The following is a 12,591-nucleotide window of genomic DNA, read 5'->3' on the forward strand; positions in this document are numbered from 1 at the left end:
TCCTTAGATTTCTACGGAGAAGCAAGCAAAACGATGATTTTTGGGCGCAAAAAGCAAAAGAAGCTGGAATTAGAAAGAATTAGAAAGCTTGAATGGCTTCCTATACCTATAATTGAGCAAATAGCTGATATGTACTTAGTCACATTGAGAGAAAGTTTTTCAAAAAATGAGAATTTCTGGGGATAATTGATCAACAATAGAGAAATAAACTTATGTAGATTGAATAGAGAGCAATGAAGTTAAAACTCTCCGTAGCGGGACTTGAGCAAGTCAAAACCCGATGGGCGCAAAAACAAAAAGAAGGCTGGACTAGAGGGCATTTATGTAAGGAAGCTAGTCAATTTTGTCAACCTCGTATAGACTGGGTAGAAGATCTGGATTACCGATTTTCCTATGCCAATTCCTGCTCACCAGAGACTTTAGATCATTTTTTGAGGGGTAAAAACATTCAATCGGAAGGTTTTTTCGCCTTTTGTCGAGCTTTGAACATCGACCCTTCAAAAGTCGCAGATCTAGATAATCTTTTGCAAAAACTGACTCAAGATATCGAGCCTATTTGGGTGGGGCGAGAGTCTCTTCAAAGTGATTTACTGGAAAAACTAAGAGGCGATTGTCGCATTGTCGTAATTACGGGAATAACAGGTATTGGAAAAACTGCCCTCGCCTACAAATTAGCCTTAGCTTTGTGTCAAGAAGGGTTTCCTCCTGAACTGCCTATTGATTTTGATGGGTTTAATCAACGGGAGGATCAACAGTCGCAATCAGAAGCACAAAACTTTATCAGCACAGCTATTGATTTACTCAATCGTGGCGATGAACCTGTTACGGCAAAACAAGCAAAAAACCCAGAACAATTATTAACTCAACTGGTTAATCATCTGAGCAATAATCGTCGATTGATTTGGTTTGATTCAATGGAAAATCTTTTACAAGGAGAACAACAAGATGGCAGTAATCGCCTTAAAGACCCCCTCTGGCGAGTCTTTTTTCAAAAAATATTAGAAGCCGAAGATTGTCAGACTCGAATTGTGATAACTTCGCAGGATAAGCCTGAAGATTTTGAAACTTTTAGTCAAGCTCAATATTGGCATATTCAGCCATTAATGGGATTAGAGGATCAGGAAAGTTTACAGTTATTTGAACGTTTATTTCAACAAGCAGAAGTCGAATTAATTCTTCATGGACGTAACCTTGCTTACCTTAAAGAGATCGGAAAACTTTATGAGGGACATCCTCTCGCTATCCGCTTAATTTCTGGTGATATTATTGATAGACTGAATGGAGATATCAGCATTTATTATGAGGAGAATAAATCCCGATTTCGACGATTAAGAGAAATGATTGATGAAGCTCAAAAAGCCAATCCTGATGATTATTACAAAGTTAACTTAATGACCAAACAATTACGAAAACAACTGTTAGAGGAGGAAATCGAAAGAACAATAGAGCGACTTGAAAAAACTTTTACAACTGCTTATTTCTTGCTTATCTATGGTTCTACTTATTCATCTTTTGAATTTAAAAATGCGTGGTTTCAAAATCTTCAATTATTTTCAGAATACGAGGAACAAGATTTAGACCTAGCTCTTTTTACCTTGTTTAACCGTTATTTAGTAGAAACTCAAAAACAACCGGGATATGAACCACATATCAAACAGCACAGCTTAATTCGCAATGTTGCTTTCAAGCATCTAGTATCTACCCAAAGAAAAGAAGGAAAACCAAATCATGAATGATTTTAAATCTCCTCAATTAAGAGTCAAAGAACGTCTCACAAGTATCGATTTTACTGTTTTTGGAGAACTCGCTCAAGTTAAACAAAAAGGGGAAATTTTAGGAGCGACAGGAAGTCATTTTGAAAAAGCACATTTTGGCGCATTCATCTGGCATTTAATTGGTTATGAACGCCATATTAAGGATAAAATGGGACAGCAGCTCTCTATTCAAGAACGGGCAAGTCGTTATGTGGAAGCATTTCTCTGTCTATGTCGATTAGGTTGGTATAAAGAAGCTAAATCTTTATTTTCTTTACCCTTAGAAATTCATGATCCAACTTCTTTACCTTTGCACAAACAATTACCCATCTGGGGACGGTATGAAGAGGGCATAAAACTGTGTAAAGAATTATTAGGAAATCTTGACAATGAAACCGATTTTCTCTGTTTAAGTGAACTTGGTTATATGTATCGAGAATTAGGACAATTTGACCAAGCAAAAAATTATGCGGAGAAACTCTTATCCTTAGCCGAGCAATTAAATAATCCTCTTTGGAAAGCAAGAGGCAAAGTAAATATAGCAACAATTGATGGAATAAAAGGGGAATATTTAAGCGCTGAAATAGGACTGAATGAAGTTTTAAATCTAGCCGAGATTATTCCCGATTGTGACGAAAAATTTGAGATTATTAATGTTGCTTATTTAAATCTGGGTAATTGTTATGGTTATCAGGGAAAAATTGACCAGACTATTGCTTGTTTAGAAAAATACTTAAAATGGGCAGAAAAAATTAAAAATCTTATTTATCAAGCAATGGCTTTACGAAATTTAGGAGAAGCATACCGGCGAATCAATGATTTGAATCAAGCTATCGATTACACTCAAAGAAGTCTTAACTTATCTGAGCAAATAACCGATGAAGCAGGAATTATTTTGTCTTTGGGAAATTTAGCCTCAATTTATGGGCAACAAGCAAATTTTCAGGAGTCTGAAAAATACTTTAAACAACAAAAGAAGGTGGTGATTCTGTAGTAGTGATGGCGGCTTAATCCTTTGCCAGTTGTGCATTGTAGTCATGGATAAAATACCAAACAGCCCCAACGTGATTCTCCATTTTTTTAGAGAAAGATAGACTCTCTCTCACCAACCGAGAAATCCTTTGTCGAAAGGTATTATTTAATCTTTCAATATGATTAGTTTGACCAGTTTCTTTCCCGACTGGTCGATGACGTTTACTGGGAATTACTGTCTTATATGACTCCCAAAAGTCTGTGTAAGCAACTGCACATTGTCGGTAAACACCTGGTAAACTAGCCCAAAGTTTTTTGGCTGATTGACGACTCCTATCTCCTAAATAGCAACCAATAATTTCTCTTGTATTTCTATCAATTGCCAGCCAAATATAGACCTTTATCGTCTTAGAAAAAACAAAAGACCACATTTCATCACATTCTATAACCAATTTACCTTTTGGTTTGTCCGAAACCTTTATTTGACGGGGGACAGCCGCCAGTTTATTGTTGACATAATTTTGTAACCATGACCAACTTACCCCTGTTACTCTAGCAATTCCTCGTAAGGAAATTCGTTCGAGCAAGAGTTTATCAATTAATTGTTTGGTTTCGTCAGAGACGGTTTTATTAGTGGGATTGATCACAAACTGACGACCACATTCTTTACATTGACGTTTGGGTTTTCCATTATGAATAGAACCATTCTTGATCGTATGGTGAGAACCACAATTAGGACAGGGGAACGGAGGTGAACTAGGGGGGGGACTTTGTTCGGTGCTAGACTGATATTTCAGTAAGCCAGACAGGAGCCAGAAAAAGATATTTATCAGAAAAGTCATGATCAAGCTAGAGGTTTAAAGACTGATTCGAGCCAATTATTTTTATTAATAAATATTTTACACAATTCATACCAGGTAAGCAAGAGAGCTACGCCACTACTACCGAATCATTACCCAAAAGAAAAGAGCTTTAGCTATTTCAGATGTGGCAGGTGTTGCCCATGCTTGCGCTGGATTAGGAGAAATTTATAGTATCACTCGAAAGGATGATCTAGCCTATCAATATCTTAATCAAGCTTTAGATATTGCCCTCGATATTGGAGAAAGATATATAGAACTAGAGACTTTAATTGTTTTGGCAGAATTTGAAGAAAAAACCCATGATCTTAAATCAGCTATTAATCACTGGCAACGCGCCTTACATCTTTCTGAAAAATTAAATATTCTCTCCCATAAAGAGAACTGTAAACAAAATCTAGAAAGGTTGTTAAACCCCAACTAAGTTGAGACTGAGTAACGCACAGAAAACGGGTTTCTCCGAGAAACCCGTTTTCTACTCATGCAAAAGAGATGTCTATTGAAACAATCTGAATTTCCCTGACTCGGTGCATTGGTTTGGTTTGCTTTTCGGTGGTGATTAGTTCATCAGCTTGAATTTGCAGCGCAGCAGCAACATGAAGTGCATCCATCGCCGCTAAACCGTAAGTGCCAGGAATTTCATGACTCACTGCATCCTCCTCGACGTGCAGCAAGTTCTTGTTCTATTTCGTCTTCATTGAGCAGTTGCAATCCAGCCGAAATTGCCCTCTGTCGGATTTCCCATAACTTTTTGCTTAATGGTGTTTGGGGAATAAATTTTAATTATATCTATTACTTCGCTACCATTATTATTCAATTCTTTAATTAAGAAGTCTAAAGATAGCATAATTACTTATTCCGAATATTGGCATTTAGGCATTATTATAGCATTCCAATTTTCTAAAGTCAAACCCTCAACTCTAGCTAAATTAATACCATTAGTTTATAGAATAGGAAATACTTTTTAATCTTTAATTCTTAGGATAAGTTGAGGTATAGTTTCTCATCTTAACTTTAATTGGAGCGATCGCATTTTTTCTGTAAAGGAGAGAGAGGCGATCGCTGTTGAGTTGAGGATGAAGGATAAATTTGAGCTATAATAGGGGATAAAATTAACAAACAAGGTAATTATCAATGCCATTAAAGCAAAAGTATATTACTGATGAACAGGGTAATCAAATCGGTATTCTTTTAGATATAGAGGAATATCGAAAACTCCTAGAAGATTCTGAAGAATTGAATGCTATTAGAGCCTATGATTTAGCTATTTCGGAAGAGGAAGAAATTCCTTTTGAAGAGGCGATCGCCGAAATTGAAAATAGTCGTCAATGAATTACACTATTGCGATTAAAAAACAAGCTTCTAAGGCTTTAGCTAATCTTCCTGACAGGGGGACAAGACCTCTCAAAGCATTGTCCACAAAGGTTTTGAGGCTCCTCAGTTACAAACAGATACATCGCTTTCAGCCAAAAAGCTAACGAGAGAATCAGGGATTTGGGCGAGCTTACTAGAAATCTTTATCAACAACGGGGGGTGAGCTGCATCGAACTTTTTCGCTCGAACACCCCAAAAAGCTTGTGCTGTAAGGAGTTCAGCCAGCTTGTCCCCCTGTCAGCTAATCTTTCCCAAGATAGTTATCAGAAAGTTCGAGACGGGATTAGAGCATTAGCTGACAATCCAAGACCAGCAGGGTGTCTCAAACTGACAGGACGAGAAGGTTGGCGGATTCGGATTGGAGTTTATCGCGTTATTTACGCGATAGATGATTCCGCAAAAAAGGTGATTATTCTAGATATTGGACATCGAAAGGACATCTACCGATAGGCGATCGCGTTTTTAATAAAAATTTGGAAGAGGCGATCGCTATTTTACTGTGAGAAGAGGAGGGCGATCGCTTATAATAAATCCAGTGATCAAAATAGAAGGAGGCAAATGCCAGCAAAAGACCTCTATCACGAAGCCGTTAAAAATGCCTTAATTAAAGACGGCTGGACAATTACGGCTGATCCTTATCCTATTGAATTTGAAGACGCTGAATTGTATCCAGACCTGGCGATCGAGAAATATATTTCCGAAGAACAAAGACAACGTAAAATTATCATTGAAATTAAAAGCTTTCTTGGCCCTTCAATGATCAAAGACTTTGAAATGGCTTTGGGGCAATATATTTTTTATCGTGATCTCATTCAATTAGGGCAAGATGAATACCAAGAAATCTATCTGGCTATTAAAGATGAAATTTATGAGACTTTTTTCCAACGAAAATCTATTCAAGCCGTTATTAAAAGACACCAATTAGATTTATTAGTTGTCAACATCGAAAAAGAGGAGATTGTCCAATGGATAAACTAACTAACTATCGCCAAATTATTCAAAATACCTTAACAAAGCTAGACACAATTGCGAATAGCTCATCCAAAAAAAAACTAGAAACCTGTTTAGTTTTTGATGAAAATCATGATCATTATCTATGGATGTCTATTGGTTGGATAAACAAAAAGAAAATCAACAATATTCAGATTCATATTCGTATTAAAAATGAAAGAGTTTATATTGAACAGGATTGGACAGAAATAGGAATCACCTCTCAATTATTAGAAGCAGGGATTCCCAAAGAAGATATTGTTTTAGCATTTCATGATCCTGCAAGTCGTAAATTAACAGAATTTGCTATTGCTTAATCAGGGGCGATCGCATTTTTAGCTGAGGTTAAGAAGGGCGATCGCTGTTTTTCGGAGCTTGAGAGGGGCAATTTGAGCTAAGTACCTAAGCAAAATTAATTACACATATCTAACCACCTCTTGCCTCCTGCCTTTTGCCTATCTTCACTAGGAAATTAATTTTGCACGACTACTTATAATAGGGGAGAAAATTAACCTAAAGATTCAGGTGCCTCAAACGCATTCACAGAGAGGCTTCTACAATCTCAAAACTCGCCAAACTAACAGATTCATTCTCAATAAGCACGAGAATTAAGGCTTTTAGCATTTCTTTCTTAATGAGAGTGAGTATTTTGGCATAATTCGCCCAAATGCTTACCTAGTATAGGTTTGACTGCTTTAATCGTCGATTGATTTGGTTTGATTCAATGGAAAATCGGCTCTCCCCGGTTTGGTGGGTAAAATGTATTCTAAGATACATTCCTCAAGAGCGAGGGAGTGGAAGGAACCACTCCAGACACAGAGGACACAAAGATCGATCGATCATAGAGTAAGTTAAACTGATCACACAGAACCTAGAAGAGCCTGAATTATGAATGATGAATGATGAATTATGAATTATGAATGATGAATTATGAATGATGAATTATTGTGTAAGATGGTGATCGCACTACAACGCCCACCCTACTCCAATGGAAAGGCAAAAGATGACTACTACCCTTGAAAGCTTACAGGAATTTATTGATTTTTGTCAACAGCACATTACTGGCAAAGAAAGGAAAGAAGCTCAGATTTTCCTAGACCGTTTCTTTCGAGCTTTTGGTCATAAGGGTGCGTTAGAAGCGGGTGCAACCTATGAGGAGGCGATTACTAAAGGTAGCAAGAAAGGTAAAACAGGATTTGCTGATTTAGTTTGGAAACCTCGTGTTTTAATTGAAATGAAAAAGCGAGGAGAAGATTTAAGTAAGCACTATCCCCAAGCTTTTGAATACTGGAGTCGATTGGTTCCTAATCGCCCTCGCTATGTCTTATTATGTAATTTTGATCAGTTCTGGATTTTTGATTTTGATCTTCAAATAGATGAACCGGTAGATCGAGTAAATCTCAACGATTTAAAAAATCGGGTCAGTGCCTTCAATTTTATGGAAGTAGGGAATCGTACCCCTATTTTTCAGAATAATCAAGTCGAGATTACAGAAACGGCGGCGCGGCGGATGGGTGAGTTGTTTCAACTGTTAAAAAAACGCGGTCATAAAAGCGGTTTTGATGAGTTGACGGCCCAGCGATTTATTTTGCAGTGTGTATTAGCAATGTTTGCTGAGGATCGAGGATTGTTACCAAGAGATTTATTTATTTCTTGTGTACAAGAATGTCTAAATGGTGGCAATTCCTATGATGTCTTGGGGGGATTATTTCAACAGATGAACCAACCCGGAATTACCCCCACTGGCAAGTATCAGGGAGTGGATTATTTTAATGGGGGACTGTTTAGTATAATTCATCCAATTGAATTAACTAATAAAGAATTAGAGTTTCTGGATGTGGCGGCGCGTCAGGATTGGAGTAAGATCCGTCCGGCAATTTTTGGTAATATTTTTGAGGGGACAGCTAATGCTGAAGAACGCCACACCTACGGAATGCACTTTACCTCAGAAGCGGATATTATGAAAATTGTTCGCCCAACTATTAGCCGTTACTGGGAGGAGAAAATTGAGCAAGCTGGGACGATTGGCGAGTTAAATACACTTCAGTTAGAATTACAGCAGTATAAGGTATTAGATCCGGCTTGCGGTTCGGGTAATTTTCTCTATGTCGCCTATCAAGAATTAAAGCGCATTGAACAGTTATTAATTGAAAAGATTGCTAACCGTCGTCGTTCTGCTAGTGACCAATTACAGATTAGTTTTGTTACGCCTAAACAGTTTTATGGAATGGATATTAATCCTTTTGCTGTAGAATTAGCGCGGGTGACTTTAATGATTGCCAGAAAGGTGGCGATTGATAAGTTTAATTTGACGGAAGCTTCTTTACCTTTGGATACTTTGGATAGTAATATTATTTGTGCTGATGCTTTGTTTACGGATTGGCAAAAAGCAGACGCAATTATCGGTAATCCTCCATTTTTGGGAGGGAAAAAGTTAAGAACAGAACTAGGAGATGAGTATGCAGAACAAATTTATCAAAAATTTCCTGATGTTCAAGGACAACCTGATTTTTGTGTTTTTTGGTTTAGAAAAGCTGCGGAAAATCTTGGGGAATTAGGAAGAGCCGGTTTAGTTGGTACTAATTCAATATCACAAGTTTCTGGGAGAAAAGCAAGCTTAGATTATGTGGTTAAGCAAGGTGGATTTATACATGAAGCGATTTCAACTCAGCCTTGGTCTGGTGAAGCTAACGTTCATGTTAGTATTGTTAATTGGAGTAAAGAAAGACCAAAAGAATTATTTCTAGATAATTTGTCAGTTAATTTATTATCTACTGCATTGAAATCTGAAATATCAGTAGATAATGCTGAAAAAATAAAAGTTAATAATAATTTTTCTTTTCAAGCTTGTGAATTAGCAGGAAAAGGATTTGTAATAACGGAAGAAGAAGCTAATAAATGGATTGAGTTAGATTCTAAAAATCAACAAGTTGTCAAACCTATGTTAGATGGAAAAAATTTAATTAACCTTTTTGAACAAAAGAGTTGGGTTATTGACTTTGATAATATGGCTCTTGAAGAAGCGGCTGAATATATCTTACCTTTTACAAGAGTAAAAGAAAAAGTTAAACCAGAAAGGGATAATAATAAGCGCAGCACACGCCGATTAAATTGGTGGAAATATGGGGAAACAAGACCAGGAATGAGAAAAGCTTTAGCTGTCCTATCTTGCTATTTTGCCATTCCCAAAATCGCTAAATATATTGTTTTTTCTCCGGTTGATGTGTCCATACTTCCCTGTGAAGCAAATATGGTAATAGCCTCCGATGATTTCTACATTCTAGGAATTCTCAACTCAAAAATACATCGCCTCTGGGTAAAAGCTCAAAGTTCAACTTTAAAAGGCGATACTCGCTATACCAATACAACCTGTTTTGAAACCTTCCCTTTTCCCCAGACACCTTCACAGGAACTTGTCAAAAAAATCCGTCAAACCGCCGGGGAATTACACGAATACCGCAGCCAACAGATGGAGAAAAAACAATGGGGAATCACCAAACTATATAACCAATTCTTTAACGAACCCAGTAGCCAACTGTATCAACTCCATCAGAAATTAGACAAGCTAGTAATGGAGGCCTATCACTTCCAAGCTGACGACGACATCTTAGAGAAACTATTAACCTTAAACCTGGAATTAGCAGAAAAAGAGAAGCGAGGAGAAACCGTCATCGGTCCCTGGTCTCCTTACTCTTAGTGAGTAACGCACAGAAAACGGGTTTCTCGGAGAAACCCGTTTTCTACTCATGCAAAAGAGATGTCTATTGAAACAATCTGAATTTCCCTGACTCGGTGCATTGGTTTGGTTGGCTTTTCGGTGGTGATTAGTTCATCAGCTTGAATTTGCAGCGCAGCAGCAACATGAAGTGCATCCATCGCCGCTAAACCGTAAGTGCCAGCAATTTCATGAGCATTCTGTATAATTTTTTCTAAGTCAGTTGCCCAGTAATTAACAGCCAGAAAAAATGTTTCGTAAAATTCTATTTCTTCTTGTTGCTTGTTAAAAGTTGCTTTAGGCAATACTTCTAACTGAACAAATCGACTGGAGGCAAACTCCCGATTTTCATCGTTGAGAATTTGATAGGCTTTGATACTGGCTGATTGGATGCCTTGGAAAGCAGTAATCAGTACGCCAGAGTCTATGTAGGCTTTCTTATGACTCACTGCACCCTCCTCGACGTGCAGCAAGTTCTTGTTCTATTTCATCTTCATTGAGCAGTTGCAATCCAGCTGCGATCGCCCGATGTCGGATTTCCCATAACTTTTTGCTTAATGGTGTTTGGGGAATAAATTTAGCTTCTGGTGTTGTTTGTGACTCAGATTTAAGTATTTGAACAAATTGCCAAACTTTTTGTTGCTTTTCCGGGGTCAATTCTCGCCATTGTTCAAGTAGTTCTTCTTCTTTATCCATAAATACCTCGCTCTTAAATTATGAATTGTTTGATTTTAAGCAATGCTCATTAATAAAAACCACTCCAGACACAACGGTTAGGAACTTTTTCTACATACATGACTACCATTCCACGGGTACAGCAAGAAAAGTTCACGGGTCTATCCATTGCTGGATAAGGGTTTTTGGCTCTTGTAGTAGATATGTATGGGTAGTTCAGGTGTTTTAGGTGGGAACTGGTTCACCCGGCCGCAAACTAGACCATTTACCGGTTTCGCGCAAAAAGCTTTCACAACCCACCACATCCCACTCCATTTCGATATAATCTTCTTTGGTGCGAATGTTAACGTTAATAGAAGGGTTCTTCGCTTCAAAGTCCGGTGTCTCGGTGAGATGACGTTCCTGATGTTGTGTTTCTACGGCATGATAGGTGAGACAGCGATCAACAAAATAGCAGTTAATACAAATACACATAGGTTTAACTCTATAAGTCTTTTCCGTTAATCTAGCTCAGTCTCTCCCCAAATAGGGCCGGTCAAAATTATATTTTTGTAAATTTATCTTCTCGATGTCTTGTCAAAAAAACCTAGATAGTTTATTTAAAGAAGTTTTTGCGATTAATCGGCAAGAATTGCCAGAAAATGCTTATTTAGTCGGTGGTGCTGTGCGAGACGCTTTATTAAACCGTCAGAAAGACTATATTGACCTAGATTTTGTGGTTCCCGAAAAAGCGATCGAAATTGCTCAAACTATTGCCCATCATTATAAAGCGGGTTTTGTGGTTTTAGATGCCGTTCGTCAAATTGCTCGCGTCGTTTTTCCCCAGGGGACTCTTGATTTCGCGCAACAGGAGGGAGAATCTCTAGAAATAGACCTAAAAAGACGGGATTTCACCGTTAATGCTCTCGCTTATAATCTCCACACCCAAGAAATTTTCGATCCTTTAGGGGGATTAAAAGATTTAGGCTGCCAATCCCTGCGGATGATTTCCCCCGAAAATCTCCAAGATGATCCCCTAAGATTATTAAGGGCCTATCGACAAGCGGCTCAATTGGACTTTGAGATCGAACCCCATACCCGTGCAACTATTCGTTCTCTTGCCCCTTTATTGCACCGTGTAGCCGCCGAAAGGGTACAATCCGAGTTGAATTACCTTTTGCTCAATTCCCGTGGCAATAAATGGCTAAAAAGTGCCTGGGAAGATGGCTTATTATCTCTCTGGTTGCGTCGGATTACCCCCGCAAAAATGGAGCGAGTTATGGGGGTGGAAGCGGCAGCGGGATTTTTAGAATCTTTGTTACCAGAAAAATTTATCTTTTCTCCTTCTCAGTTACAGTTGACAAAATTGGCCCTATTGGTATCGGATGTTTTAGCAGAAGCGGAAAAAGAGTTAATCGATCTTAAGTATTCCAGGGGGGAAATTCGCACGGTAATCACGGTAATTAAGTCTTTACCTCCCCTCAAGGAGGCAGATAATTTAAGTCTGCGGGAACATTATTTTATTTATCTAAATACGGGAAAAGTATTTCCTGTCTTTGCTCTTTTTGCTTTATCAATGGGGATTAACAAAAATATTGTCGCTTCCCTGTTGACTTCCTATCTCGATCCCGATAATATTATCGCCCATCCCCGACCTTTATTAAGGGGCGATGATTTAATTAACCATTTACACCTGAAACCTAGTCCGATTATTGGTAAGTTATTAACCGAGGTACAAATTGCCCAAATTGAGGGCCAAGTCACAGTTTTTCAGGAGGCGATCGATTTTGCTAAAAAGTTGTTAAGTAGGTGGGTGGAATTAAATATAAAATGAACGTAGGTTGGGTTGAAGCATGAAACCCAACGCCCGCATGGGTTACGCTACCGCTAACCCATCCTACTGGACTGTTTCAGCTAATTTGGTGTATTAGAAAAATGCTATAAATTCTATAATCTAAGACTTTAAGCCGAAATCTATTGCCCTATTTTAGTTGAAACAGTCCACTACAAATAATTGTGCCTACCTACTTATAAGTAGTCGTGCAAAATTAATTTCCTAGTGAAGATAGGCAAGAGGCAAAAAGCAGGAGGCAAGAGGTGGTTAGATATGTGTAATTAATTTTGCTTAGGTACTTAAGTAGCTGGTTATAATTAAATTAAAAATGGATTTTAGGTCTGATCCCCCCTGCCCCCCTTGATAAGGGGGGTGCCGATAGGCGGGGGGATCTACCCTTAATAAGGGGGGTGTCTGACAACTTTTAACGCCTACCTA

General features: G+C 38.1%; 14 protein-coding genes and 3 pseudogenes. 10 read left to right on the plus strand and 7 right to left on the minus strand.

Translation table 11 applies throughout. From position 1 onward, the window contains the following. Positions 1 to 233 precede the first annotated feature (233 nt). Positions 234 to 1,736, plus strand: coding sequence for an NACHT domain-containing protein (locus B5D77_RS12910; protein WP_106908962.1), 1,503 nt, complete (start codon positions 234 to 236; stop codon positions 1,734 to 1,736). Next, positions 1,729 to 2,733: pseudogene (locus B5D77_RS12915) on the plus strand (tetratricopeptide repeat protein); the annotation flags it as partial. The gene B5D77_RS12910 and the pseudogene B5D77_RS12915, both read left to right, overlap by 8 nt. Positions 2,734 to 2,761: 28 nt before the next feature. Here B5D77_RS12915 and B5D77_RS12920 read toward each other — a convergent pair. Continuing rightward, positions 2,762 to 3,568, minus strand: a complete 807-nt coding sequence (locus B5D77_RS12920; protein WP_254052957.1) for an IS1 family transposase — start codon at positions 3,566 to 3,568, stop codon at positions 2,762 to 2,764. A gap of 112 nt (positions 3,569 to 3,680) precedes the next feature. On the opposite strand from B5D77_RS12920, the pseudogene B5D77_RS12925 reads away from it, so the two are divergent. Further along, positions 3,681 to 4,010: pseudogene (locus B5D77_RS12925) on the plus strand (tetratricopeptide repeat protein); the annotation flags it as partial. A gap of 55 nt (positions 4,011 to 4,065) precedes the next feature. Here B5D77_RS12925 and B5D77_RS12930 read toward each other — a convergent pair. Continuing rightward, positions 4,066 to 4,260, minus strand: a complete 195-nt coding sequence (locus tag B5D77_RS12930) for a hypothetical protein (RefSeq protein ID WP_106908963.1) — start codon at positions 4,258 to 4,260, stop codon at positions 4,066 to 4,068. Between the two features lie 20 nt (positions 4,261 to 4,280). Beyond that, complete coding sequence (locus tag B5D77_RS25870) at positions 4,281 to 4,433, minus strand: hypothetical protein (RefSeq protein WP_159036965.1); 153 nt, start codon at positions 4,431 to 4,433, stop codon at positions 4,281 to 4,283. A 287-nt stretch (positions 4,434 to 4,720) separates the two neighbouring features. Here B5D77_RS25870 and B5D77_RS12935 point away from each other — a divergent pair, with 287 nt between their 5' ends. The 5 genes from B5D77_RS12935 to B5D77_RS12950 all read left to right on the plus strand — a co-directional run bounded on the left by B5D77_RS12935 (position 4,721) and on the right by B5D77_RS12950 (position 6,267). Continuing rightward, on the plus strand, positions 4,721 to 4,918 hold the full coding sequence (locus B5D77_RS12935) for a hypothetical protein (RefSeq protein ID WP_002760112.1): 198 nt from the start codon (positions 4,721 to 4,723) through the stop codon (positions 4,916 to 4,918). After that, positions 4,915 to 5,064, plus strand: a complete 150-nt coding sequence (locus tag B5D77_RS25875; protein WP_159036966.1) for a hypothetical protein — start codon at positions 4,915 to 4,917, stop codon at positions 5,062 to 5,064. Before B5D77_RS12935 ends, B5D77_RS25875 begins: the two co-directional genes overlap by 4 nt. A gap of 55 nt (positions 5,065 to 5,119) precedes the next feature. Further along, positions 5,120 to 5,410, plus strand: a complete 291-nt coding sequence (locus tag B5D77_RS12940; RefSeq protein ID WP_254052960.1) for a type II toxin-antitoxin system RelE/ParE family toxin — start codon at positions 5,120 to 5,122, stop codon at positions 5,408 to 5,410. A gap of 108 nt (positions 5,411 to 5,518) precedes the next feature. After that, positions 5,519 to 5,938 carry a XisH family protein gene (locus B5D77_RS12945; protein WP_061432750.1) on the plus strand — a complete coding sequence of 140 codons (420 nt, stop codon included), beginning with the start codon at positions 5,519 to 5,521 and terminating at the stop codon, positions 5,936 to 5,938. Then, positions 5,926 to 6,267 (plus strand): XisI protein, encoded by a 342-nt coding sequence (locus tag B5D77_RS12950; RefSeq protein ID WP_106908964.1) that lies wholly within the window; start codon positions 5,926 to 5,928, stop codon positions 6,265 to 6,267. Before B5D77_RS12945 ends, B5D77_RS12950 begins: the two co-directional genes overlap by 13 nt. Before the next feature lie 358 nt (positions 6,268 to 6,625). Here the strand turns inward: B5D77_RS12950 and B5D77_RS28115 are convergent. After that, positions 6,626 to 6,814: pseudogene (locus tag B5D77_RS28115) on the minus strand (hypothetical protein). 139 nt (positions 6,815 to 6,953) lie between these two features. Between B5D77_RS28115 and B5D77_RS12955 the strand changes: the two are divergent. After that, positions 6,954 to 9,647, plus strand: coding sequence for a DNA methyltransferase (locus tag B5D77_RS12955; RefSeq protein ID WP_106908965.1), 2,694 nt, complete (start codon positions 6,954 to 6,956; stop codon positions 9,645 to 9,647). 47 nt (positions 9,648 to 9,694) lie between these two features. On the opposite strand, the gene B5D77_RS12960 is transcribed toward B5D77_RS12955, so the two are convergent. The 3 genes from B5D77_RS12960 to B5D77_RS12970 all read right to left on the minus strand — a co-directional run bounded on the left by B5D77_RS12960 (position 9,695) and on the right by B5D77_RS12970 (position 10,814). Further along, entirely contained in the window at positions 9,695 to 10,114 is a 420-nt protein-coding gene (locus tag B5D77_RS12960; RefSeq protein ID WP_106908966.1) for a PIN domain-containing protein, read from the minus strand. Continuing rightward, on the minus strand, positions 10,104 to 10,361 hold the full coding sequence (locus tag B5D77_RS12965) for a hypothetical protein (protein WP_002739553.1): 258 nt from the start codon (positions 10,359 to 10,361) through the stop codon (positions 10,104 to 10,106). Before B5D77_RS12965 ends, B5D77_RS12960 begins: the two co-directional genes overlap by 11 nt. A gap of 204 nt (positions 10,362 to 10,565) precedes the next feature. Further along, on the minus strand, positions 10,566 to 10,814 hold the full coding sequence (locus B5D77_RS12970) for a Ycf34 family protein (RefSeq protein WP_002795917.1): 249 nt from the start codon (positions 10,812 to 10,814) through the stop codon (positions 10,566 to 10,568). 94 nt (positions 10,815 to 10,908) lie between these two features. On the opposite strand from B5D77_RS12970, the gene B5D77_RS12975 reads away from it, so the two are divergent. Then, the gene (locus tag B5D77_RS12975; protein ID WP_106908967.1) at positions 10,909 to 12,153 is read left to right on the plus strand and encodes a CCA tRNA nucleotidyltransferase; all 1,245 of its coding nucleotides are present in this window, start codon (positions 10,909 to 10,911) and stop codon (positions 12,151 to 12,153) included. Positions 12,154 to 12,591: the final 438 nt, after the last annotated feature.

The sequence above is a fragment of the Microcystis sp. MC19 genome (assembly GCF_003019735.1).
Classification (GTDB): domain Bacteria; phylum Cyanobacteriota; class Cyanobacteriia; order Cyanobacteriales; family Microcystaceae; genus Microcystis.

Excerpts from the sequence above, each read along its gene's own strand:
- B5D77_RS12935 (WP_002760112.1), top strand. The coding sequence starts at position 4,721 with ATGCCATTAAAGCAAAAGTATATTACTGATGAACAGGGTAATCAAATC.
- B5D77_RS12965 (WP_002739553.1), bottom strand. The coding sequence starts at position 10,361 with ATGGATAAAGAAGAAGAACTACTTGAACAATGGCGAGAATTGACCCCG.
- B5D77_RS25870 (WP_159036965.1), bottom strand. The coding sequence starts at position 4,433 with ATGCTATCTTTAGACTTCTTAATTAAAGAATTGAATAATAATGGTAGC.
- B5D77_RS12955 (WP_106908965.1), top strand. The coding sequence starts at position 6,954 with ATGACTACTACCCTTGAAAGCTTACAGGAATTTATTGATTTTTGTCAA.
- B5D77_RS25875 (WP_159036966.1), top strand. The coding sequence starts at position 4,915 with ATGAATTACACTATTGCGATTAAAAAACAAGCTTCTAAGGCTTTAGCT.
- B5D77_RS12950 (WP_106908964.1), top strand. The coding sequence starts at position 5,926 with ATGGATAAACTAACTAACTATCGCCAAATTATTCAAAATACCTTAACA.
- B5D77_RS12920 (WP_254052957.1), bottom strand. The coding sequence starts at position 3,568 with ATGACTTTTCTGATAAATATCTTTTTCTGGCTCCTGTCTGGCTTACTG.
- B5D77_RS12975 (WP_106908967.1), top strand. The coding sequence starts at position 10,909 with ATGTCTTGTCAAAAAAACCTAGATAGTTTATTTAAAGAAGTTTTTGCG.
- B5D77_RS12945 (WP_061432750.1), top strand. The coding sequence starts at position 5,519 with ATGCCAGCAAAAGACCTCTATCACGAAGCCGTTAAAAATGCCTTAATT.
- B5D77_RS12970 (WP_002795917.1), bottom strand. The coding sequence starts at position 10,814 with ATGTGTATTTGTATTAACTGCTATTTTGTTGATCGCTGTCTCACCTAT.
- B5D77_RS12910 (WP_106908962.1), top strand. The coding sequence starts at position 234 with ATGAAGTTAAAACTCTCCGTAGCGGGACTTGAGCAAGTCAAAACCCGA.